The organism is Rahnella laticis (assembly GCF_015644585.1).
In the GTDB taxonomy this organism is placed as follows: Bacteria; Pseudomonadota; Gammaproteobacteria; order Enterobacterales; family Enterobacteriaceae; genus Rahnella; species Rahnella laticis.
On the sequence record NZ_JADOBI010000009.1, the window covers coordinates 167,816 to 191,891 of the forward strand.

Consider the following 24,076-nt stretch of genomic DNA (forward strand, 5'->3'; position numbering starts at 1 on the left):
CCTTATAAAACTTCCGCATTCAGCGCCGCGTTGATTGCTGCCGCGACGCCGGTGGGATTTTCCCACATCATCGAATGGCCTGCCTGCGGTACCACGGCGGTATGCACGCCATGCTGCGGTAAAATCGCGACATCAGGTTCCGGCAGTGAAAACTCGCCAAACAAAACGGTGGCCGGCATTTCCAGGTTATAGAGCTGTTCGCGCCACGACGTCGCTTCGCCATTGACCAGCCCGACGGCTTGCCGGTGAATGGCCAGCGGAGACGCCACGCTCATCGATCCTGCCCAGACAGGATCATTGCTGCGTACGGCGACATTAATCAGATGCGCGTGGCCTTTAGCCAGATAGTCTTCTTCTGAATATTCGGCGACCGCACGACTGAATATTCCGCCGCCTGCATCGAGATTCGGCTCGGCAACAATCAGGCGCTGAATCAGGTCAGGTCGCTGCGCCGCCACCATGATGGCAATACTGCCGCCCATGCTGTGGCCGATTAAATTCACCTGCGGCACCCCGAGGCTTTCCAGTAATGCGATGATGCACAGCGTGTGATCCTGCAGGCTGTAGCTGAAATCCTGTGGTTTATCACTGAAACCGGAACCGGCTAAATCCAGCAGGAACGAACGGCGCGGGCGCAGTGATGCATCGGTCGCGACGCGTGGGAAATCGCAGGATGCCGCGCATCCCAGGCCGTGGATAAAGACCAGCGGAACGCCCAGACCTGACAACTCATGGAAACGTAAGATCATTTCCGTTCCGGGTACTTTGAAAGATTTCATCTCAATCCTTTGTTAACTGCTCAAGTGCAATCTGCGGATTATAGGCAGGATTTTTCTGGGCAGCAGTACAAAAAACAAGTAAACGAACAAAGCCATCAGTTTTGCTGCGAAGTGCTCACGCATTCATTTATCAGATTTCTGTTTCAGTTAAATTTTGGAATATTCCCACCCCCTTCCGGCAGGGTTGCAGTAGCGATAACCGTCAGCAGAACATCTGTGTGAAGCTTCAGCTTTGTCTAAATAATCGCCGATCAAACCGCGTACAGTCCCGAATTTGCCTTAAAGTATTTAGCCCGTGAAAATATCTTTTGCGGGCTCTTTTCATCGGGCAGCCAAGTGATAGCATGGAACTCTTGCTCACTTTATGGATTTATCTGATGGTCAGGTTAGGCGGTTGTGTGGCGGTTGTCTTGGCGCTGGCGTCGTTTTCAGCATCGGCTGTTACGCAGTATCAATGTGTTTTAACGCATCATACGCAGTCCGATGATGGCAATGATGTTTCTGAAGTGGTGAATAAAGATGCGCGTGTTTATGACGCCGGGAATACGTTCAGCTTTTCTCCGGACGGCAGCAAAATGGTGACCAGCCCGGAACTGACGGACATTATCGGTAAAGACAATCAGCCGATGAAAGCCGGTGCGCAGGATAACCTGATGTATATCCACGTAAAAGACAGCTTTGTGGTTGCGACGCAAACCGAAGGTTATGTGTATGGCGACTGCAAGGTGAATACAGCGAAATAAATAGAAACACTCCTGCCACTTCATTAGCACACTTCTTATAGTCGCCCGTTTCCCGACGGGCTATCCTTGCGCACTTTTCCAGCCCCGAATTTTTCTTTTTTTCTCCCGCTTCAAGAAGCAGACAATAAAGGTATTTGCCCGCTTATGGCCTTACTTAACGACGAAATCCGCGACCATACCGCCGAGTCCGTCCTTTTCGTTCGTCGCGCCGTGATCGCGTTTCTGGTTGTGGCCTTAATGTCTGCTGCTCTGGTCTTCAATCTGTATCATCTGCAGGTCGGAATGCATGATTTTTACCAGACCCGCTCGAATCAGAATGACATCAAAATGCTGCCGATCGCCCCGAGCCGCGGGCTGATCATGGACCGCAATGGCGTGGTGCTGGCGCAAAATATTACGCTTTACCAGATTCAGGTGATCCCCGGTAAAATGCCGGATCTCAAAGCGACCCTGAATGCCCTGAAACCCATTGTCGATCTGACGCAGGACGATCTGGACAGCTTCCATGACGCGATGATCCATGGCCGTCACTTTGCGCAGATCCCGTTAAAACTGGCGCTGACTGACGTCGAAGTCGCCCGTTTTTCGGTGAACCAGTTTGATTTCCCCGGTGTTTCCATCAGCACTTATCAGCAGCGGCGTTATCCGTACGGTGCGGAGCTGGCGCATGTCGTCGGTTATGTGTCGAAAATCAACGATAAAGACGCGAAACGTCTCGATGAAGAAGGGATCTCGGAGAACTACGCGGCTGACCACGATATCGGTAAGCAGGGCGTTGAAAAGTATTACGAGAATATTCTGCATGGCCGCACGGGTTATCAGGAAGTGGAAGTGGATAACCACGGGCACGTCGTGCGCCTTCTCAAAGAAGTGCCACCGCAGGCCGGGCAAAATATCTACCTGACGCTGGATCTTGGTTTACAGCAGTACATCGAAAAAGTTCTGAAAGGGCAGCGCGCCGCCGTAGTTGTGATGGATCCGCGGGATGGTGGCATCAAAGCGATGGTGTCGAGCCCGAGTTATGATCCGAATCCGTTTGTGAACGGAATTTCCAGTAAGGAATACAGCGCGTTGCTGAAAAACCCGGATCTGCCACTGATTAACCGCGTGACGCAGGGGTTGTATCCTCCGGCCTCGACGGTGAAACCGTTCATGGCAACGTCTGCCTTATTTGAAGGGGTGATTACACCGCAAACCACTTTCTTCGGCGCACCGACCTGGACACTGCCGGGCACCGAGCGTCATTACCGTGACTGGCTGAAAACCGGCCACGGCTTGCTGAATGTCACCAAAGCTATTGAAGAATCCGCCGATACGTTCTTCTATCAGGTGGCATATGAAATGGGCATCGACCGCATTCATACCTGGCTGAGCAAGTTCGGTTACGGGCAGTCCACCGGCATCGATCTCGACGAGCAATATAATGGCGTTCTGCCAAGCCGCGAATGGAAGATGAAGGTTCATAAAAAAGGCTGGTATCAGGGGGATACCGTTTCGGTGGGCATCGGCCAGGGTTATTGGGTTGCGACGCCAATCCAGATGGTGCGTGCGCTCAGCGCGCTGGTGAATAACGGCAAACTCGAAACGCCGCATCTGCTCTATTCTTCAAAAAGCGGCAAAGTGATCACGCCCTATAAAATGCCGCCGACGCAGCAAATTGCCGATGGCAAATCGCCAATCTGGGGAATAGTGAAGAACGGTATGTTCGGAATGGCGAATTTCCCGAACGGTACCGGTTATAAACTCTTCCATACCGCGCCTTATCAGATAGCCGCGAAATCAGGGACGTCTCAGGTATTCAGCCTGCGCGAGAATCAGGTCTATAACGCTAAAATGACGCCTGTCCGCTTGCGTGACCATATTTTCTATACAGCATTTGCGCCCTATAAACATCCGACGGTGGTGATGGCGCTGATTATGGAAAATGGCGGGGGCGATGGCGTGGTCGCCGGGCCGACGGCGCGTGCCATTCTTGACCATATCTTCCTGCCACCGCAGGCCACGATGTGTGACCCGGCGAAAGCAGACAATCCGGCAGACTGTGAACAACCGGTACCCACCCCGAATTCACTGGGGTTCAGCGAGCACTGACAGGCTCTTAATAAATCACTGATAACGTGATGTCATTAAATGGCGACAGATGCGGTTTGGTGTGTCGTCATTTGGAGACATTTAAGCAGCTGATTAAAAACAACTTTATATTTAAGTAAAAAACATGTTGGGAAATGACGACAGCAAGCGTGATTTTTATGCAGAGATCGCAGCCATTTTTTGAATGAGATCTGCACTGATAAATAAAAGTTGTTATTTATCAGTGCAATGTAATTTATATGTTATAACTGGCACGGTTTGTGCTATATTCTGGCAGTTGCTCATTCACCTGATTATGACTTGCACACGCGAAAGCGTTGATATGCTCATAATGCCCGAATGACGCCAAAGAAACGGTGCCTATCGTTCACCCGACCGATAATCGTTGCGCAAGCACGTTATCAAACATCGAACGACACGTTGAGTGAGGCACCACCTCTTCCGGTTTGCTGGATATCCATCAGGATATCCAGCAACACCACTCCTTCGAATACTTCCTGTTTCTTTCAAATCCTCTTTCACTATCTCCGTGACACACTGGCTGTTCAAACCGTTGTCAGTTAGCATGGTTTATCTGCGGAAAATGAGATGAATGCGTTGAAAAGAGGACGTTTATTCCCCGGTTCTTTACGCCAGCTGGTATTGATGGCGTTCCTGTTAGTCCTGTTGCCGTTACTGGTGCTGGCCTGGCAGGCTTATGACAGCCTTGACCAGCTCAGCCGACAGGCGGCACACATTAACCGCACGACATTAAGCGATGCGCGTCGCAGCGAATCCATGTCCAGCATCGCGCTGGAAATGGAACGCAGCTATCGCCAGTATTGCGTTCTCGACGATCCGACGCTTTCCCGCCTTTATCAGAATCAGCATAAACAATATTCGCAGTTGCTGGATGCGCACGCTTCTGTCCTGCCGGATTTACGTTATTACCAGACGCTGCGCACGTTGCTGACGCAACTGACCGAACCTACCTGTCGTAATAACGCACCGGATAATGACGCTTCCGCGCGGCTGGAAAACTTCTCACGCACGAATGCCGAAATGGTTCAGGCGACCCGTGAAGTGGTCTTTTCCCGCGGCCAGCAACTTCAGCGTGCGATTGCCGAACGCGGCCAGTTCTTTGGCTGGCAGGCGCTGGTGCTGTTTCTGCTCAGCGGCGCGCTGGTGGTGCTGTTTACCCGCATGATTATCGGGCCGGTGAAAGGCGTGGAGAGAATGATCAACCGGCTGGGCGAAGGGCGTAATCTGGGGGACGTCACGCGGTTTAAAGGCCCGCGCGAAATCCGTTCTCTGGTGCAGCGTATCGTCTGGCTGAGTGAACGCCTGGCGTGGCTGGAATCACAGCGCCACGAATTTCTACGTCACATTTCCCATGAACTCAAAACGCCGCTCGCCAGCATGCGCGAAGGCACGGAGCTGCTGGCCGATGAAGTCGCCGGGCCGCTGACGCCGGATCAGAAAGACGTAGTGGCGATACTTAACAGCAGCAGCCGTCACCTGCAAACGCTCATCGAGCAACTGCTCGATTACAACCGCAAACTGGCGGATGCGCCCGCGCTGAGCGTGGCTGTCGATCTGAAAATCTTAGTGAATGATGTTGTGATAGCCAACAGCCTGCCCGCGCGCGCCAAGAAGATCCGCAGCGAAGTCGCTATCGAAGCGCCACAATGTCTGGCGGAACCGACACTGCTTAAGCGCGTGCTGGATAATCTCTATTCCAATGCGGTGCACTACGGGGCTGAATCCGGTACTATTTGGGTCCGCAGCCGGGAAGAAGCAGGGCGGGTGGTTATTGAGGTGGCAAACACCGGAACCCCGATCCCCGAAGCCGAGCGCGCGATGATTTTTGAACCTTTTTACCAGGGTAGCCAGCAACGAAAAGGGGCTGTAAAAGGCAGCGGTCTGGGATTGAGCATTGCTCAGGACTGCATTCGCCGCATGCATGGAGAGCTGCAACTGGTTGCCGTTGAAGATGCGGACGTGTGTTTTCGCATTGAATTGCCCCTGACGGCTGAGAAAAATTGATAATGATCCTATTTGCAGGCTGGTGCGGCCAATGAACGCATTAACCTTTATGTCGAAATTCGTTTCCCGTCTGGTGCGCGCCGTGGCTCGCCGCCGGGTTTTCCTTCTGAGTGCGCCACTGGCGCTGGCGGGCTGTGTGCCACATTCCGCCGATAACCGTTATTACCAGCAAGTTTCCGACCAGATTGTCCCTGACAGCAAAGTAATCGACTTCCGCATCGCACCCTGCGAAACCCTGTGGACGCTTGATGACAGCGAAGCGATGACCAACTCGCTGTACTGGCTGCGGGCGATGGATTGCGCCGATCGCATGAGCGATGCGCAGGCGCGTTTCCAGGCGCAGCAGATTTCGGCGACCCACTGGCAGCAGGCATTCAAACAAAGCATCCTGCTGTCGGGCGCTGAACCGGATCAACAACAGCGCCGCGCATTGCTGGCCAAAGTGAGCGAATTCCGCGGCCAGATGCCGGGATCCATTCGTCCGCTGGTGCAGCTGTGGCGTGAGCGTCAGAATCTGCAAGTTGTGCTCGGCGATGAAAAAGCCCGCAACGCACGCCAGCAGGCCGTTAATGAAGACAAACTTCAGCAGATGACTGCCGAACAGCTGGTGCTGGAAAATAATTTAGCCGATACCCGCCGCAAGCTGGAAAACCTGACCGATATCGAGCGTCAGCTTTCCTCGCGTAAGCAGATCCAGGGCGATCTGCCGGACAACGACGCGACCTCGTCGTCAAAACCGGCCACCGGATCCACGGTGAAACCGGCAGAAACCTACGTGCCGCCTCAAAAGGAATCGAACGCAAAATGACGATACGTAAAGCAGCCAGTTTATTGCTGGTGGACGACGATCCCAGCCTGTTAAAGCTGCTGGGCATGCGTCTGACCAGTGAAGGTTTTCGTGTCACAACCGCCGAAAGCGGGGCAGAAGCGTTGCGCGTATTGCACCGTGATCGAATCGATCTGGTGCTGAGCGATTTACGTATGGATGAAATGGATGGCATGGCGCTTTTTGCTGAGATCCAGAAATTCCAGCCGGGAATGCCGGTCATTATTCTGACGGCGCACGGCTCAATTCCCGACGCGGTTGCCGCCACGCAGCAGGGCGTTTTCGGGTTTCTCACCAAACCGGTTGACCGCGATGCGCTGTATAAAGCCATTGATGAAGCGCTGGCGCAGTCCAGCCCGTCGGTGGATGAAAGCTGGCGCGAGTCGATTGTGACCCGCAGCCCGCTGATGTTGCGTTTGCTGGAGCAGGCCAATATGGTCGCGCAGTCTGACGTCAGCGTGCTGATTAACGGCCAGAGCGGCACGGGTAAAGAAGTGCTGGCGCAGGCGATCCACGGTGCCAGCCCGCGCGGAAAGAACGCGTTTATCGCCATTAACTGCGGCGCGTTGCCGGAACAGTTGCTGGAATCTGAATTATTCGGCCACGCCAAAGGCGCGTTTACCGGCGCGGTCAGCAGCCGTGAAGGGCTGTTCCAGGCGGCGAATGGCGGAACGTTGTTCCTCGATGAAATCGGCGACATGCCGCTGTCATTGCAGGTAAAACTGTTGCGCGTTTTGCAGGAGCGCAAAGTTCGTCCGCTGGGCAGCAATCAGGATATCGACGTCGATGTGCGGATTATTTCTGCCACGCACCGTGATTTGCCGAAAGCGATGGAGAAAGGCGAGTTCCGCGAAGATCTGTTTTATCGTCTGAATGTCGTGAGCCTGAAATTGCCGACGCTGAGCGAAAGGGCGGAAGACATTCCGCTGCTTGCAAACCATCTGCTTCGCGTGGCGGCGCAGCGGCACAAGCCGTTTGTCCGCAGTTTTTCCACCGATGCGCTAAAACGGCTGATGGCGGCGAGCTGGCCGGGCAATGTGCGCCAGCTGGTGAACGTGATTGAGCAATGTGTGGCGCTGACTTCTGCGCCGGTCATCAGCGAAGCGCTGGTGCAGCAGGCGCTGGAAGGCGAGAACACCGCGCTGCCGACCTTTGCCGATGCGCGAAACCAGTTCGAGCTGAATTATTTGCGTAAGCTTTTGCAGATAACCAAAGGCAATGTGACGCAGGCGGCGCGTATCGCCGGGCGTAACCGCACCGAATTTTACAAGTTGCTTTCCCGCCATGAGCTGGAAGCTACGGATTTTAAAGAGTAACGGGAATTTACTTTCAGCGGCATCGGGTACATTCCTGCCGCTGAACTATGATACCTTTAGCGCCTTCGCATGCTCCGGCATCCGAAACCAGACTGTGAACCATGCTGCCGCTCAGGAAGGCGGAGAGCAAACGAATGATTATAAGGGTCCGCCATGAAAAAGATTGATGCGATTATCAAGCCATTCAAACTCGACGACGTCCGCGAAGCACTGGCTGAAGTTGGGATCACCGGGATGACCGTGACCGAAGTGAAGGGTTTTGGCCGTCAGAAAGGTCATACCGAATTGTACCGCGGTGCGGAATACATGGTCGATTTCCTGCCAAAAGTAAAAATCGAGATTGTTGTGGCAGATGACATCGTGGATACCTGTGTTGAAACTATCATGACCACCGCGCAGACCGGCAAAATCGGCGACGGCAAAATCTTCGTGTTCGACGTGGCGCGCGTAGTCCGCATCCGCACCGGCGAGCAGGACGAAGAGGCTATCTGATTTCATTCAGAGTCTGAAACAGAAAAGGCTGACATTGCGTCAGCCTTTTTGCTTTTCAGCGCGGGTATTCTCAAAGTCAGATGACTTTATGCGGGCCGAAGCATTCGTAGTGAACGTTGGCTTCGGCAATGCCCAGTGCCAGCAGTTGTTTTGCGGCAAACTGCATGAAGCCCACCGGCCCACACAGGTAGAAATGCATTGCCGGATCGGTCAGTTTTTCGCTGACTTTGCTCAGATCCATCAGCCCCTGATACTGGAAATCTTCACCGGGTAAATCGCTTGTCAGCGGCTGGTTATACCAGACATGGCTTTCCAACTGCGGGAGTTGGGTCTGTGCGTTTTTCACTTCACCGGCAAACGCATGAACCGCGCCATTTTCGGCGGCGTGCAGCCACTGAACCGGTGCTTTATGACCGCGCTGTGCCAGCGTGTTAAGCATACCTAACATCGGCGTCTGACCAACACCGGCGGAAATCAGCGCGACCGGCGTGGTTTCGCTGACATCCATGAAGAAATCACCGTGCGGCGCTGCAAGGTGAATAATGTCGCCCGGCAGCGCAAAGTTATGCAGGAAATTAGAAACCGCGCCCTGACCTTCACGTTTAACCGCGATGCGGTACGTTTTGCCGTTCGGTGCCTGTGTCAGGGAATACTGACGGATTTCCTGATTTTCCAGGGAAGCATCGCGGATATAGACCGCCAGATATTGCCCCGGCTGGAAATCTGCCACCGGCTTGCCATCAGCAGGTTCCAGCAGGAAAGAGGTGATCAGTTCGCTTTGCGGCTGTTTTTCCACAATGCGGAATTCACGGGTGCCGCTCCAGCCACCGGTTTTTTCGGCGCTTTCTTTATAGATTTCTGCTTCACGATTGATAAATACGCCCGCCAGCACGCCGTAGGCTTTGCCCCACGCATCCAGCACTTCCTGACCCGGACTGAACATTTCATCCAGCGTTGCCAGCAGGTGTTCACCGACAATGTTGTACTGTTCCGGCTGAATGATAAAACTGGTGTGTTTCTGCGCGATGCGTTCCACAGCGGGTAAAAGCGCCGCCAGATTTTCGAGATTCGCCGCATAAGCGCAGATGGCATCAAACAGCGCCTGACGCTGATCGCCATTACGCTGATTGCTCATATTGAAGATGTCTTTCAGTTCAGGGTTGTGCGCGAACATGCGGTCATAAAAGTGGGCCGTCAGTTTCGGGCCGGTAGCCGCGATCAAAGGAATAGTCGATTTAACGGTTGCGATAGTCTGAGCATCTAGCATAGTGAACTCCGTTTTTAGATTTTATATAAACATGCATTTTAAATGCATCTTATATAAACCCACAATTTCTGTAAACACCCCCTAAAGGGGTAGGGCTATTTTCCAGTGAGCGGTATCTCACAAAGCTGAAATTTGACCATGTTCAGGTGAATAAAATTCCCTTGATTATGGGCAGAGGTTCGCAGATCAAAGCCTTGCTGCATCTGGAGCCAATCGTTTGCTTAAAAACCTGAAACTGACCCTATCCGAAGGCGGCCTAAACATTTACACTGTTGCGCAGAACCCGGAAGGGGCGTTTATTTTTAGTTTGTTGAGTCAGGAGATGCGGATGTTAAAGCGTGAAATGAACATTGCCGATTATGATGCTGAGCTGTGGGCAGCAATGGAAAAAGAAGTTGTTCGTCAGGAAGAACATATCGAGCTGATTGCGTCAGAAAACTACACCAGCCCGCGCGTTATGCAGGCTCAGGGTTCGCAGCTGACCAACAAATATGCCGAAGGCTATCCGGGCAAACGTTATTACGGTGGTTGTGAGTACGTCGACATCGTTGAACAACTGGCTATCGACCGTGCAAAAGAATTGTTCGGTGCTGATTTCGCTAACGTTCAGCCACATTCCGGCTCACAGGCTAACTTCGCGGTTTACACCGCATTGCTGCAACCGGGCGACACCATTCTGGGGATGAACCTCGGGCACGGCGGTCACCTGACGCACGGTTCGCCGGTCAACCTGTCCGGTAAACTGTATAACGTGGTGCCTTACGGCATCGACGAAAGCGGCGACATCGACTATGACGACGTTAAACGTCAGGCCGAAACACACAAACCAAAAATGATCATCGGCGGCTTCTCAGCCTTCTCCGGTATCGTTGACTGGGCAAAAATGCGCGAAATCGCAGACAGCGTTGGCGCGTACTTCTTCGTCGACATGGCACACGTTGCCGGTCTGATTGCTGCGGGCGTTTACCCGAACCCGGTTCCACATGCACACATCGTCACGACCACCACGCACAAAACGCTGGCTGGCCCACGCGGCGGTCTGATTCTGGCGAAAGGCGGCAGCGAAGAGTTCTACAAAAAACTGAACTCCGCTGTCTTCCCTGGTGGCCAGGGTGGCCCGCTGATGCACGTGATTGCCGGTAAAGCGGTAGCACTGAAAGAAGCGATGGAACCTGAGTTCAAAGCGTACCAGCAACAGGTTGCTAAAAACGCGCAGGCGATGGTTGCTGTGGTTCTGGATCGTGGCTACAAAGTGGTTTCCGGCGGTACGCACAACCACCTGTTCCTGATGGATCTGGTCGATAAAAACCTGACCGGTAAAGAAGCCGATGCCGCTCTGGGCCGCGCAAACATCACCGTGAACAAGAACAGTGTGCCAAACGATCCGAAGAGCCCGTTTGTCACTTCTGGTGTACGTATCGGTACGCCTGCTGTTACCCGTCGCGGCTTCAAAGAAGCAGAAGTCCGTGAACTGGCTGGCTGGATCTGTGACGTGCTGGACAACGTGAACGACGAAGCGACTATCGAACGCGTTAAACAGAAAGTTCTCGATATCTGTGCACGCTTCCCGGTTTACGCATAATATTTGCGGAGCCGTTAAGCAGCTAAAACCCGCTCCGGCGGGTTTTTTTATGGGCATGTATCAGAATTTGTGAGCTGGCAGACATTATGGGAGTCAGAATTTGTCTGCGGATTGCTAGCGATTGTGAGCTTTGTCAAAGTATTGGCCTCACACCGGAGGATTTATGGAATTGCGTTCCACGCGCTGGCTTGCACTCAGTTATTTCACCTATTTTTTCAGTTACGGCATTTTTCTTCCCTTTTGGGGCTTATGGCTAAAAGGCGAGGGGATTTCCTCCGAAAGCATCGGCCTGTTGCTCGGTGCCGGTTTAGTCGCCCGCTTTCTCGGCACGTTAATTATTTCTCCGTCGATTAAAGACCCGTCTCATCTCATTACCGGGTTGCGTATTCTTGCGTTGCTCACGCTGGCGTTTGCCGTCGGGTTCTGGTTTGGCAACAGCTGGGCATGGCTGATGATCAACATTGCCGGTTTTAGCTTATTCTTCGGGCCGTTAGTGCCGCTGACCGATGCATTAGCGGGTACGCTGCAACGCCAGATCAATATGGATTACGGCAAAGTGCGCGTCTGGGGATCGATTGCGTTCGTCATCGGTTCTGCGGTCACCGGCAAGCTGGTTGAGGTTTACGGCCATAACGCGATTTTGTATACGCTGACGGCGGGCATCGCGGCGATGCTGCTCGGCATGCTATTGCGCCCGAGCGTGAAGCCGGTGGGGGAACCGCGCGAAAGCGGTGCGCCGACCATTTCGTGGAAAGCGTTACTGGGCGAAACGCCGGTCTGGCGGTTCCTGTTGTGCGTCACGTTATTGCAGGGCGCGCACGCGGCATATTACGGATTCAGCGCGATTTACTGGCAGGACGTCGGCTATTCCTCAACGACCATCGGCTATTTATGGTCGCTGGGCGTGGTGGCGGAAGTTCTGGTCTTTACCTTCAGCCATCAGCTTTTCCGGCGCTGGTCTGCGCGGGACTTGCTGTTGTTATCGGCGGTGTGCGGCGTTGTCCGCTGGGGCATGATGGGCGAATTTACCGCGCTGCCGTGGCTGATCGTGATCCAGATTTTGCACTGCGGCACGTTCACCGTTTGCCATCTGGCGGGTATGCGCTTCATCGCTTCGCGCCCGCGCGATCAGGTGATCCGGTTGCAGTCGGTTTATTCCGCGCTGGCGATGGGCGGTGGCGTGGCGATTATGACGATGGTTTCCGGCTTCCTGTTCGAGCATCTTCACGCCGGATTATTCTGGGTGATGGCGGTGCTGGTGGTTCCGGCGATTTTCCTGCGCCCGAACGTCACACCTTCAGCGCCGGCTGAGGCAGCCAGCTAGGGAGCTTCGAGCAGCGAGCGGATACGTTTTCGCTGCTCTTTCGCCAGCGGCAGTTGAGTGTGGATGACTAAAGGATCGGCGTCGGTGCTGCGGATGGCGTAAGGCGTGACAATCATCGCCACGCCGCCCGGCGCGCCGAACTGATAAAAATCCGCCAGCGTCTGATACTTGATATTGAGCGGCAGCAGCGTGGCTTCGCGCAGTTGTTGCTCGACCGCTTCTTCCAGCTGCGGATTGTCATGCGTCAGCAGCAAAATCTGTTTTTCCTGCAAGGCATTGCCCTGCATCAGCCAGGCGCCAAACGTAATCGCCACCAGCCCGATTTCATCTTCTGAAAGACTGATCAGATATTCGTTTTCAAACCCTTTCAGCGCTTCGCGCGTGGTGCGCACCAGACGCGGATACATCCGGTTCACTTCTTCCTGCATCAGATTATCGATACCAATACCGAAATGGCAGCGCTCAATGGCCGGGCCGAGATGAGCGAAAAGCTGGCCGACCAGCCCTTCGTAGCTGCTGAATTTCATGCCGGCGATTTCCTGAAAGCGCGCCACCATATTTTCAATTTCCAGCAGCAGACGCTGATCTTCCGTCGAACCGGAACTCTGGTAACTGTGGTTTTTTAACATGCGCAGTATCAGGGTAAAAAATTCGCACTCGCAGTCATCCAGCAAACCGTTACTGAGGCTTTGCAGCTGAACATAAATTTCACGCGCTGCTGCGTATTCCGGTTTTTCCCGCAGCCAGCGGCGCTGTTGTTCCGTGAAATTTAAGCCGGTGGGCCGGTCGTTTTGCCATAAACAATACTGGAGGCAAATCTGCATCAGCTGGCGATCGTGCTGGCTGAGCGCTTTCGGCAGCAGCGACGAACAGTCTTCGATCACGACGCCGAGAATGTCATTTCTCAGCGCCACCTTCTGGCAGGTCTGGCCGTCAAAGGCGATGTGCAGCCACGGGATAAAATGGCGGGAGACGAAATCAGGAGAAATGCGCAATGTGCGGCGTAATCCCTGAAACAGGCACAGGCGCTGGGCGAGCTGATCGCCCTGGATCCGGCACTCTTTTTCGCTGTACTGCAACACATCCAGATGGTGGATCCGCTGGATTTCGCAGGTGACTTCGGCCAGATCTTCCCACGTCGTGCTCAGCCCGACGCCGTTTATTTCGCTGATGATCTCCAGTTGAACTGCCGTCAGCGGCGCGTACAGCATCAGCAACACATGGCACCGACGTTGCGTAGCGGAAAGCGCTGGAGAGGGCTGTTTTTCTGGGGTCATATCACCTTCTGTAATGATGTCGCGTGAAATTATTAGTCAAGCATAGCAAAGCGACTGCCTGCGATAAGGCACCGGCATTGGGTTTTACTCCGGCTTACAACTCAGATCACAGATATTTTTGACGACCGCTTAAATGCACAGCAAAATACTGTTACTAAGTAACAATATGATGGCGCTTTACAGGGAGATGAACTTGAACAAAGCCAGGAACCGGCCTGTTTCCCGCTGTGCGAAATGGCTGGGTGTAGCGCTCATGTGCCTGCCAGCCAGTGTGCTGGCGCATCCGCACAGTTTTATTGATATGCAAACCACGCTGGTGGCTGACGCAACGTCGCTGACCGGGTTGAAAATGGTCTGGACGATGGACGAAATCACCTCCGCCGATCTGCTGTATGACGCGCAGAATGCCAAAGCGGGATCGGATATCTGGAAGAAACTGGCGGCAGAAGTCATGGCGCGGGTGCTCAGCCAGCACTATTTCACCGATTTCTACCGCGAAGGTAAACCGGTGAAATATCTCGATCTACCCAGTGAATATGCGCTTTCCCGCAAAGGCGATCAGGCGGTGCTGGAGTTTGTGCTTCCGCTGGCGCACCCGCAACCGCTGGCGGGCAAACCGATGCAGTTCTCGACCTTCGATCCCTCCTATTTTGTGGATATGACGTACAAAGACAAAACCGCGCTGCACCTTCCGCCGGATCTGGAAAAACGCTGCACGCTCGCGTTATTTACTCCTAAACCGGACGCCTCGCTGCAAAGCTACGCGTTGTCGCTGGATAAGGCTGATGCGCCGCCGGAAGACATGGATCTTGGTCAGCAATTTGCCCAGAAGGTCACACTCGAATGTCATTAATTTCAACGCCATCGAAAACTTTTTCCTGGCGGGATTTATGGCCGCTGGCGGTATTTCTGATCCTGCTGGCGTGCGGGGCGCTTGCGCTGTTCCACTTCTGGCCGCGAATTCTGCTCAGCAGCATTATCTGGCAGCGGGATTTGCATCAGGAATTGGCCGGGCTTTTGCGGCAGGTGAAAGAAAATCCGTTACAGGCAGGCATGACGCTGGCGGGTTTCAGTCTGATTTATGGTGTGGTTCACGCCATCGGGCCGGGGCACGGAAAAATCGTTATCACGACCTATCTGGCGACGCATCCGTCACGCCTGAAAAACAGCCTGAAACTGACGTTTGCCTCCGCCATTGTGCAGGGGCTGGTGGCGATTTTGCTGGTCAGCGTTGTGCTTGGCGTTTTACAGCTTTCTTCACGCCAGCTTCATCAGAGCAGTTTCTGGATGGAGCGGGGCAGTTTCATTCTGGTGATTCTTCTCGGTTTGTTGCTGTGCTGGCGGGCGCTTAAACGGGTCTGGCAGACGATCAAAAGTTTGCAACCAGCACCGGCCATGCGCATCCACAGCCTTTCTCCGCTTGGCACTCAGCCGCACGTTCATGACGAACACTGTGGCTGCGGGCATCAGCACGTGCCGAGCGATCAGCAGCTTCAGGCGGGCGGTGATTTACGTACGCAAATCGCGATTGTGCTGGCGATGGGCCTGCGCCCGTGCTCCGGCGCGATTATGGTTCTGCTGTTCTCCAAAGTGATCGGCGTTTACAGCTGGGGCGTGATTTCTGCCATCACGATGGCCATCGGCACGTCGCTGACCGTGTCGCTCATCGGTGTACTGGTATTTTACAGCCGTTCGCTGGCAGTAAAACTGAGCGCAAGCCGGACGCCTGCCGCGTGGCAGCGCATCGCCTGGTCTTTGGTGGCACTGACCGGCGGGGTTGTGTTGCTGGTGGTGGGCATTTTGCTCTACAGCACCGGCGGCGGTGATGTTTCTCCGATCACCGGCGGGCCTTTCGGGCGTTAATCCTCTCGCTGCCAATCCTGAACCGCAGACATAAAAAAACGGACGCCCAATAAATGGACGTCCGTTTTTTCTGGGTCTTACGACCCGAAACCGGCGAAATTAACGCTTCAGCGCTTCGCTCAGTTCATCACGCATGGTCATCAGAATACCTTTAACGACGCGTGGGTTACCGGCAACGATGTTACCGGAAGAGAAATGGTTGTGGCCGCCAACGAAGTCAGTCACAACGCCGCCTGATTCACGAACCAGCAGCTCGCCACCGGCAAAATCCCAAGGTTTCAGGGCGATTTCGAAGAAGCCGTCAACGCGGCCAGCAGCCACATAGGCCAGATCCAGCGCAGCAGAACCGGTGCGACGGAAGTCAGCACATTCAGTGAACAGTTTGCCCACGACGTTCATGTAGCTTTTTGCGTGTTGTTTGGCTTTGAACGGGAAACCGGTCGCCAGAATGGTGCCGTCGAGATCTTTCGCGTTAGTGCCGCGCAGACGGTAACCGTTCAGCTGTGCGCCCTGACCACGGGTTGCGGTGAACAGTTCGTTGCGCATTGGATCGTAAACTACCGCGACTTCAGTGCGGCCTTTGATGCGCACGGCGATAGAAACAGCGAAATGTGGGAAGCGTTTAACGAAGTTGGTGGTGCCATCCAGCGGGTCGATAATCCATTGTACGTCTTTGTCTTCGCCTTCCAGCTCGCCACACTCTTCACTGATGATGGTGTGTTTTGGGTAGGATTTACGAATGACATCGATAATCATGTGTTCTGCATCGCGATCTACATTGGTAACAAAATCGTTGGTACCTTTTTGAGTAGCTTCTACAGAGTCTGGCGTTTCGTAATGTTTGGCAATCAGGTTACCGGCCTTGCGCGCAGCGCGCACGGCGATGGTGAGCATCGGATGCATGGATATCTTCCAACTAGGATGTTAAAGAACGGGAATACGGGAAACGGCGCGCAGTATAGCAGGGGTTCTGAAAATTAACTACCGTTGTGTTAGGCTGTTGTGATTTTCCGTCTGCCCAGAGTCTGTATGCTGCCTAATATCCGCATTGTCTTAGTTGAAACGTCCCACACCGGTAACATGGGTTCTACTGCCCGCGCTATGAAAACCATGGGTTTATCAAGCCTTTATCTGGTGAATCCACTGGTGAAACCTGATTCTCAGGCCATCTCTTTATCTGCCGGTGCCAGCGATGTGATCGGCAACGCCACCATCGTTGATACGCTGGATGAAGCCCTTTCCGGTTGTAGCCTTGTGATCGGCACCAGTGCGCGTTCCCGTACGCTGCCGTGGCCTATGCTTGAGCCGCGTGAATGCGGTGAGCACAGCGCCAAAGCGGCACAAACCGCGCCGGTTGCGCTGGTCTTCGGGCGCGAACGCGTCGGGCTGACCAATGAAGAGCTGCAAAAATGTAACTACCACGTCTGCATTCCGGCGAACCCGGAATACAGCTCGCTGAATCTGGCGATGGCCGTGCAGATTATTGCGTATGAAGTTCGCGTCGCGCATCTGGCTTTACTCGAAGCCGCAAAACCGCAGGTGGAATACGAAGAATCGCCGTATCCGCTGGTCGACGATCTGGAGCGTTTTTATCAGCATCTTGAACAGACGCTGCTGGAAACCGGCTTCATTCGCCAGGCTCATCCGGGTCAGGTTATGAGCAAATTACGCCGTTTATTCACCCGTGCGCGACCTGAATCTCAGGAGCTAAACATCCTGCGCGGCATTCTGACGTCGATTGAAAAGACTCATAACAACAAAGAATAAGCCTGTTTTTTTGGTTATTAAGGCGATTTTTTGTTATGTGAATCATTGTGTTGCGGTGCCTTCACTTGTGGAGGCAAAAACGCCTGTTTTTCCTCTGTGTAATACTTGAGTAAATTACTCGGTTAAATAGTTGACTGATTTACTCGGGAATGTCAGACTCATTTGCATCAACCGCATTCGTGCGTTTTTAAAAGACATTTAAAACAGGTAACCATGCTATGAGACTGACATCCAAAGGCCGTTATGCCGTGACCGCTATGCTCGACGTTGCACTGCATTCACAGGAAGGACCAGTACCACTGGCTGATATTTCTGAGCGTCAGGGTATTTCTCTTTCTTATCTGGAGCAGTTGTTCTCGCGTTTACGTAAAAATGGTTTGGTTGCCAGTGTTCGTGGTCCGGGCGGTGGTTATCTGCTAGGCAAAGATTCCGGTGATATCGCAGTTGGCGCGGTGATTACTGCCGTTGACGAATCTGTCGATGCGACCCGTTGCCAGGGTAAAGAAGGCTGCCAGAACGGCGAACGTTGCCTGACGCACACGTTGTGGCGTGATCTGAGCGAGCGCATCAGCGGTTTCCTCAACAACATCACACTGGCAGAGCTGGTCAACAACCAGGAAATCCTGGAAGTGGCCGACCGTCAGAACGGTGAAATCCGTCGTCAGCCGAATGGCCGTCAGATGGAGACGATCAACGTAAATCTCAGAGCCTAATCCCCGTCATCCTTCGCGCCGCCTCGGCGTTGGCTGCCGTCGCAAACCCCGGTCACATACTACTGTATGCTCCAGGGGATTTGCTCCGTTGCCGCCTTGATGCAACACGAATGATTTAGGGAATGCTGAGATTTATGTTTTAAGAAGCCCGTGGGAATTCACATTTCCGCGGGTTTTTGCATTTTCAGACGCCAATACTTACCGTTTAGTGCCCGCAAAACGTCATTTCCCTTTTAAGAATTCGTGAAGCCGTTTTAAACTGGGTGTCGTTTTTTTTAATTCTTTCGTTTGCAACAGAACGCGCAGTCCGGAGCTTGCCTGCCATGAAATTACCTATTTATCTCGATTACTCTGCCACTACGCCGGTTGATCCGCGCGTCGCCGAGAAAATGATGCAGTGTCTGACACTGGACGGTACTTTCGGTAATCCGGCTTCACGTTCTCACCGTTTTGGCTGGCAGGCCGAAGAGGCTGTGGATGTGGCGCGTAACCAGATTGCCGAACTGATAAATGCCGATCCGCGTGAAATCGTATTCACTTCCGGCGCGACAGAATCCGATAATCTGGCGATCAAAGGTGCCGCGCACGCGCAACGCGAGAAAGGCAAACATATTATTACCAGCCAGACTGAGCATAAAGCGGTGCTTGATACCTGCCATCAGCTGGAAACCGAAGGTTTTGAGGTTACGTATCTGGCACCACAGGCTGACGGTTTTATCACGCCAGCGGCCATTGAAGCCGCGATGCGTCCGGACACGATCCTGGTGTCCATCATGCAGGTGAATAACGAAATCGGCGTGGTGCAGGATATCGCGACCATTGGCGAACTGTGCCGCAGCCGTGGCGTGTTGTTCCACGTGGATGCGACCCAGAGCGTGGGGAAAATTGATATTGATCTCAGCGAGTTGCCGGTCGATTTGATGTCGTTTTCCGCGCACAAGATTTATGGCCCGAAAGGTATCGGCGCGCTGTACGTGCGTCGCAAACCGAAAGTCCGCATCGAAGCGCAAATTCATGGCGGCGGGCATGAACGCGGCATGCGTTCCGGGACGCTGCCGGTGCATCAGATTGTCGGGATGGGTGAAGCCTATCGCATCGCCAGAGAAGAAAGGGTGACGGAAGTTGATCGTCTGACTATGCTTCGTGACCGTCTGTGGAAAGGCATTCAGGCGCTGGACCACGTCTTTATGAACGGTTCCGCCAAACATGCTGCACCCAATATTCTGAACGTCAGTTTCGCCGGCATTGAAGGGGAATCCCTGATTATGGCGCTGAAAGATCTGGCGGTTTCCTCCGGGTCAGCCTGTACGTCAGCCAGCCTCGAGCCTTCTTACGTTTTACGTGCGCTGGGCATTAACGAAGAGCTGGCGCATGCCTCGTTGCGTTTCTCGCTGGGCCGCTGGACAACGGAAGAAGAAATTGATTATGCAATTGCGCTGGTAGTGAAATCTGTTCGCCGCTTACGTGAATTGCCACCGGTTTATACGGCGAAAGCCTGACATTTATCGTGAAGTGCCACCCTATTTAAAGGGCGATTTACCTGTCATTGAAGAAAAGACTTTCATTGAAGATAAAACTTGTCTTTGAAAATAATAAATCAGGAGTGCTGTTATGAGTTCCGACGTAAACACCAATGAAGCCATGTCCGTGTTCCTTTCTTCCCAGCCAGCAGATGCCCGTTGGGGTGAAAAAGCGACGCTGAGCACCGGTTCTGATGGCATGACTATCCATCTGAAAGAGGGCGATGCGCTGACTGCGATTGCCCGTGCGGCACGCCGTATTGATGGTCAGGGCGTGAAAAACGTCAAGCTGGCAGGCGAAGGCTGGGATCTCGAAAATAGCTGGGCATTCTGGCAGGGTTTCCGCGGCCCGAAAGGCACGCGAAATGTCGAATGGGCTGAGCTGTCTGAAGATGACACTACCGCGCTGCAACAGCGTCTGAAAATCATCGACTGGGTGCGTAACACCATCAATACCCCGGCAGAAGATTTGTCGCCTGAGCAACTGGCGACCCGCGCAGTCGATCTGATGTGTGAATTTGGCAACGAGAAAGTCAGCTACCGCATCACCAAAGGTGACGATCTGCGTCAGCAAAGCTACATGGGTATCCACACTGTGGGCCGTGGCTCTGACCGTCCGCCGGTTCTGCTGGCACTCGATTACAACCCGACCGGCGACGCTGAAGCGCCGGTTTATGCCTGTCTGGTCGGCAAAGGGATTACTTTTGACACCGGCGGCTACAGCCTGAAACCGAGCGCTTCCATGGATTCCATGAAAGCTGACATGGGCGGTGCGGCTACCCTGACAGGCGCGCTGGCGCTGGCGGCGGCAAATGGTCTGAACAAACGTGTGAAATTGTACCTGTGCTGCGCGGATAACATGGTAAGCGGAAATGCCCTGAAACTGGGCGATATCATCCGCTACCGCAACGGCAAAACGGTTGAAGTGATGAACACCGATGCCGAAGGCCGTCTGGTTCTGGCTGATGGCCTGATCGACGCTTCTGCGCAAAATCCGGAGCTGATCATTGACGCGGCAACGCTGACCGGTGCGGCCAAAACCGCATTGGGCAACGATTACCATGCGTTATTCAGCTTTGACGATGCGCTGGTGGCAGAGTTGCTGGCAAGTGCGAAAGAAGAACATGAACCGTTCTGGCGCCTGCCGCTGGAAGAGTTCCACCGTTCGCATCTGCCTTCCAATTTTGCAGAGCTGAACAATATCGCCGGTCCTGCACACACTGCGGGCGCAAGTACGGCGGCGGCTTTCCTGTCTCATTTCGTCACTGAATATAAGAAAGGCTGGCTGCACATCGACTGTTCTGCAACCTACCGTAAAAGCGCGGCTGACCAGTGGTCTGCAGGCGCGACTGGTCTGGGTGTGCGTACCGTCGCTAACCTCTTGTTAGCCAAGTCTAAATAACAGAATCATTTGTTTAAGTAAGAATAACGGGGCGCTGATTAGCGCCCCGTTTTATACCATTACCGGAGTCAGTATTATGAGTGTCCCACACGATCATCTCCCTGCGGGAGCCGCAGCGGTAAACGGGGAAAATGAGCTGGAGCGTCTGCTTCGCCTGTCCGTCAGCGCGCCTGCCTGGCGCCCGGCGTTTTACCAGACCTTGCTGGATTCCACCGTTTTCGTGCTGGGCGATGCAGGTCAGGATGACGCGGAAAAGCAGGGCAGTGTGGCGATCACCGCCGGTAGCGAACTCAATATCCTGCACTGGGAAAAACAGGACGGCAGTTCGGTCATTCCTTTCTTCTCTTCAGTTGATGTGCTTGAAAAAGCCAGCGCGGGCGAAAGTCCCGACGAGCAGGCGTTTGTTGCGCTGCCTGCCCGTGTGTTGTTTGAAATGACGCAGGGCGATGAGCTGTTTCTGAATCCGAAATCCGAATACGGAAAGGAATTCACCCCAAACGAAGTCACGCTGCTGCTGAGCAACGGCGGATTACATGCGCCGTCAGAGCTGGTGCTGGACAAAGAAAGTCAGTTACTGATTGGTCAGCCGGAAGAATATCCTTCAGCCATGATTGATGCGCTAACGACGCTTTTTACCCAGAAAAAGCCGGTACGCCGTGCCTTTATGGCGCTGATCCACGATAAAGCGGTGGATGACCAGCCCAACCTGTTGATTGGTGTTGAAGCCGACGGTGATGAGCTGGAGATCGACGCGCTGATCCGCGAAGCCGGGAATGTGGCGAGTGAAACGTCCCCGGACGATCGCCCGGTGGATTTCTGTATCGTTTCCGAAAAAGAGCGTGGCATCAGCCATTATCTGATCAGCCATACGCAGCCTTTCTATCAGCGCAAGTGGGGCAGCTGGCTGCGCAACATTATTCCCTCTTCGGGTCAGGCGTAAGAGGTATGCGGGAGAGGCTGAGTATGCCGTTCTCTTCCGCTTTGTTTACGAAAAATGGGCGGTTTGGGTGCGATAGTGAATTAATGACACATTTTTTTAATTAAATGTTGTGATTCAGGTAGGCAATCGTAACTTCGCTCCCTATAATCACCGCCATTTTACGGCAGGTATAACATTAAATTAACCGGCCCTACCTATAAAAGTCAGACAGAGGTTTTCATGACTATCCAACGTACTTTCTCCATCATCAAGCCAAACTCCGTAGCTAACAACGACATCGGCGCTATCTACGCACGTTTCGAACGCGCTGGTTTCACCATCATCGCGTCTAAAATGCTGAAACTGACTAAAGAGCAGGCAGAAGGCTTCTACGCTGAACACAAAGGCCGTCCTTTCTTTGATGGTCTGGTTGAGTTCATGACGTCTGGCCCGATCATGGTTCAGGTTCTGGAAGGCGAAAACGCTGTTCAGCGTAACCGCGATATCATGGGCGCAACTAACCCTGAGAACGCGCTGGCCGGTACCCTGCGTGCAGACTTCGCTGACAGCTTCACCGCTAACGCTGTTCACGGTTCTGACGCTGTAGAATCTGCACAACGTGAAATCGCTTACTTCTTCACCGAAAGCGAAATCTGCCCGCGTTAAGATTTTTGGCACCGGTTGCTGGAAGACAGGCCGCAAATTCGTAAGAATTTTGTAACAGGCGCCTTCCAAACATGGCAACACTGCCCTAAAATTTGTACAATGTTGCGCCCCGAATGAGCCAGCCTCGTCGGGGCGCAATTTATTTGCAGGCCGTCAGTTTCCGAAAAGGTTTCGGCTCTGCACTTCCAATACGCCATAACGTGTAACAACGAGGCCATTTTTAATCATGTTAGAATCAAACACGCCCGAGCATACCTTGTCTGAGAACACTCCCGTTTCCGCAGAAGCCGTGAACACTGTCGTGCCGCCTGCTGCCGCAAAAATTAACCTTCTTGATCTCAACCGCAAACAAATGCGTGAGTTTTTCATCAACATGGGCGAGAAACCGTTCCGTGCTGATCAGGTCATGAAGTGGATGTACCATTATTGCAGCGATGATTTCGAGCAAATGACCGATATCAACAAGCCGCTGCGTGAAAAACTGGCCCGCGTTGCAGAAATCCGTGCGCCGGAAGTGGCGTCCGAACAGCGTTCAACCGATGGCACCATCAAATGGGCGATTCAGGTTGGCGGCCAGCTGGTCGAAACCGTGTATATCCCGGACGGCGACCGTGCGACGCTTTGCGTTTCTTCTCAGGTAGGTTGTGCGCTGGAATGTACTTTCTGCTCAACCGCCCAGCAGGGCTTTAACCGTAACCTGCGCGTGTCCGAAATCATCGGGCAGGTGTGGCGTGCGGCGAAAATTATCGGTGCCGCAAAAGTGGCCGGTACGCGTCCTATCACCAATGTGGTGATGATGGGAATGGGCGAGCCTTTGCTGAACCTGAACAACGTGGTACCGGCAATGGAAATCATGCTGGACGATTTCGGTTTTGGTCTGTCAAAACGTCGCGTCACGCTCTCCACCTCGGGTGTTGTGCCTGCGCTGGATAAACTCGGCGACATGATTGACGTGGCACTGGCCATTTCCCTGCACGCGCCAAATGACACCATTCGCGACGAAATCGTACCGATTAACCGCAAATACAATATCGATACTTTCCTGGCTGCCGTTGAGCGTTATATCGGTAAATCCAACGCCAATCAGGGCCGTGTGACCATCGAATACGTTATGCTCGACCACATCAACGATGGCACTGAACATGCGCATGAACTGGCAGAACGCCTGAAAAATACGCCGTGCAAAATCAACCTGATCCCATGGAACCCGTTCCCGGGCGCACCGTATGGCCGCAGCTCCAACAGCCGTATTGACCGTTTCTCGAAAGTGCTGATGGATTACGGTTTCACGGTGATTGTGCGTAAAACCCGTGGCGACGACATTGATGCTGCGTGCGGGCAACTGGCGGGCGACGTGATCGACCGTACTAAACGTACGTTGAAGAAAAAAATGGCAGGCGAGCAGCAGATTTCCGTAAAAGCCGTGTAGTCGCTATAAGCCTTAAAGAGTGCGAGGGGGTTACTGTGCAGTGCGGTAAGCCCCCGTTTTGTTGTCGATGGCAAG

21 protein-coding genes are annotated in these 24,076 nt (G+C 53.5%); 17 read left to right on the top strand and 4 right to left on the bottom strand.

Features of this window, described 5'->3' with window-relative positions:
• Nucleotides 1–2: 2 nt before the first annotated feature.
• Nucleotides 3–749, bottom strand: a complete 747-nt coding sequence (locus IV433_RS19080) for an alpha/beta fold hydrolase (protein WP_229893527.1) — start codon at nt 747–749, stop codon at nt 3–5.
• A gap of 374 nt (nt 750–1,123) precedes the next feature.
• Between IV433_RS19080 and IV433_RS19085 the strand changes: the two genes are divergently transcribed.
• From IV433_RS19085 to glnB, 6 genes are all read left to right on the top strand, one after another.
• Entirely contained in the window at nt 1,124–1,522 is a 399-nt protein-coding gene (locus IV433_RS19085) for a hypothetical protein (RefSeq protein ID WP_229893528.1), read from the top strand.
• 144 nt (nt 1,523–1,666) lie between these two features.
• Nucleotides 1,667–3,613 (top strand): penicillin-binding protein 2, encoded by a 1,947-nt coding sequence (gene mrdA / locus IV433_RS19090; RefSeq protein ID WP_195815487.1) that lies wholly within the window; start codon nt 1,667–1,669, stop codon nt 3,611–3,613.
• Between the two features lie 588 nt (nt 3,614–4,201).
• Nucleotides 4,202–5,638, top strand: a complete 1,437-nt coding sequence (locus IV433_RS19095; protein ID WP_195815488.1) for a sensor histidine kinase — start codon at nt 4,202–4,204, stop codon at nt 5,636–5,638.
• Nucleotides 5,639–5,669: 31 nt separating this feature from the next.
• Entirely contained in the window at nt 5,670–6,446 is a 777-nt protein-coding gene (qseG, locus tag IV433_RS19100; RefSeq protein WP_229893530.1) for a two-component system QseEF-associated lipoprotein QseG, read from the top strand.
• A complete protein-coding gene (glrR, locus tag IV433_RS19105; RefSeq protein ID WP_195815489.1) occupies nt 6,443–7,780 on the top strand; it encodes a two-component system response regulator GlrR in 1,338 nt (445 codons plus the stop codon). Before qseG ends, glrR begins: the two co-directional genes overlap by 4 nt.
• Before the next feature lie 153 nt (nt 7,781–7,933).
• Nucleotides 7,934–8,272 (top strand): nitrogen regulatory protein P-II, encoded by a 339-nt coding sequence (gene glnB, locus IV433_RS19110; RefSeq protein ID WP_013574351.1) that lies wholly within the window; start codon nt 7,934–7,936, stop codon nt 8,270–8,272.
• Between the two features lie 76 nt (nt 8,273–8,348).
• Here the strand turns inward: glnB and hmpA are convergent, their stop codons facing one another.
• Complete coding sequence (gene hmpA / locus IV433_RS19115) at nt 8,349–9,539, bottom strand: NO-inducible flavohemoprotein (RefSeq protein WP_195815490.1); 1,191 nt, start codon at nt 9,537–9,539, stop codon at nt 8,349–8,351.
• A 328-nt stretch (nt 9,540–9,867) separates the two neighbouring features.
• Between hmpA and glyA the strand changes: the two genes are divergently transcribed.
• Nucleotides 9,868–11,121: a serine hydroxymethyltransferase gene (glyA, locus tag IV433_RS19120; protein WP_195815491.1), complete on the top strand. Its 1,254-nt coding sequence runs from the start codon at nt 9,868–9,870 to the stop codon at nt 11,119–11,121.
• A 163-nt stretch (nt 11,122–11,284) separates the two neighbouring features.
• Entirely contained in the window at nt 11,285–12,445 is a 1,161-nt protein-coding gene (locus IV433_RS19125; protein ID WP_195815492.1) for a 3-phenylpropionate MFS transporter, read from the top strand.
• Here the strand turns inward: IV433_RS19125 and csiE are convergent.
• The gene (gene csiE / locus IV433_RS19130; RefSeq protein ID WP_195815493.1) at nt 12,442–13,722 is read right to left on the bottom strand and encodes a stationary phase inducible protein CsiE; all 1,281 of its coding nucleotides are present in this window, start codon (nt 13,720–13,722) and stop codon (nt 12,442–12,444) included. The two genes, IV433_RS19125 and csiE, sit on opposite strands and share 4 nt — an antisense overlap.
• 253 nt (nt 13,723–13,975) lie before the next feature.
• Between csiE and IV433_RS19135 the strand changes: the two genes are divergently transcribed.
• Together IV433_RS19135 and IV433_RS19140 are read left to right on the top strand one after the other, a co-directional pair.
• Nucleotides 13,976–14,575 carry a DUF1007 family protein gene (locus IV433_RS19135; protein WP_229893547.1) on the top strand — a complete coding sequence of 200 codons (600 nt, stop codon included), beginning with the start codon at nt 13,976–13,978 and terminating at the stop codon, nt 14,573–14,575.
• Nucleotides 14,566–15,585: a nickel/cobalt transporter gene (locus IV433_RS19140; RefSeq protein WP_195815495.1), complete on the top strand. Its 1,020-nt coding sequence runs from the start codon at nt 14,566–14,568 to the stop codon at nt 15,583–15,585. The genes IV433_RS19135 and IV433_RS19140 overlap by 10 nt, the downstream gene beginning before the upstream one ends.
• 99 nt (nt 15,586–15,684) lie before the next feature.
• Here IV433_RS19140 and suhB read toward each other — a convergent pair whose 3' ends face one another.
• A complete protein-coding gene (gene suhB, locus IV433_RS19145) occupies nt 15,685–16,488 on the bottom strand; it encodes an inositol-1-monophosphatase (RefSeq protein ID WP_101076366.1) in 804 nt (267 codons plus the stop codon).
• A gap of 126 nt (nt 16,489–16,614) precedes the next feature.
• On the opposite strand from suhB, the gene trmJ reads away from it, so the two are divergent.
• The 7 genes from trmJ to IV433_RS19180 all read left to right on the top strand — a co-directional run bounded on the left by trmJ (nt 16,615) and on the right by IV433_RS19180 (nt 24,001).
• Nucleotides 16,615–17,352, top strand: coding sequence for a tRNA (cytosine(32)/uridine(32)-2'-O)-methyltransferase TrmJ (trmJ, locus tag IV433_RS19150; protein ID WP_152324579.1), 738 nt, complete (start codon nt 16,615–16,617; stop codon nt 17,350–17,352).
• Between the two features lie 218 nt (nt 17,353–17,570).
• Entirely contained in the window at nt 17,571–18,065 is a 495-nt protein-coding gene (gene iscR, locus IV433_RS19155) for a Fe-S cluster assembly transcriptional regulator IscR (protein ID WP_101076364.1), read from the top strand.
• A 323-nt stretch (nt 18,066–18,388) separates the two neighbouring features.
• Nucleotides 18,389–19,564 (top strand): IscS subfamily cysteine desulfurase, encoded by a 1,176-nt coding sequence (locus IV433_RS19160; RefSeq protein WP_195815496.1) that lies wholly within the window; start codon nt 18,389–18,391, stop codon nt 19,562–19,564.
• A 112-nt stretch (nt 19,565–19,676) separates the two neighbouring features.
• Entirely contained in the window at nt 19,677–20,987 is a 1,311-nt protein-coding gene (pepB, locus tag IV433_RS19165; protein WP_195815497.1) for an aminopeptidase PepB, read from the top strand.
• 76 nt (nt 20,988–21,063) lie between these two features.
• The gene (gene sseB, locus IV433_RS19170; RefSeq protein WP_195815498.1) at nt 21,064–21,927 is read left to right on the top strand and encodes an enhanced serine sensitivity protein SseB; all 864 of its coding nucleotides are present in this window, start codon (nt 21,064–21,066) and stop codon (nt 21,925–21,927) included.
• A 219-nt stretch (nt 21,928–22,146) separates the two neighbouring features.
• The gene (ndk, locus tag IV433_RS19175) at nt 22,147–22,572 is read left to right on the top strand and encodes a nucleoside-diphosphate kinase (RefSeq protein ID WP_101076359.1); all 426 of its coding nucleotides are present in this window, start codon (nt 22,147–22,149) and stop codon (nt 22,570–22,572) included.
• Nucleotides 22,573–22,798: 226 nt separating this feature from the next.
• The gene (locus IV433_RS19180; RefSeq protein ID WP_195815499.1) at nt 22,799–24,001 is read left to right on the top strand and encodes a bifunctional tRNA (adenosine(37)-C2)-methyltransferase TrmG/ribosomal RNA large subunit methyltransferase RlmN; all 1,203 of its coding nucleotides are present in this window, start codon (nt 22,799–22,801) and stop codon (nt 23,999–24,001) included.
• Nucleotides 24,002–24,076: the final 75 nt, after the last annotated feature.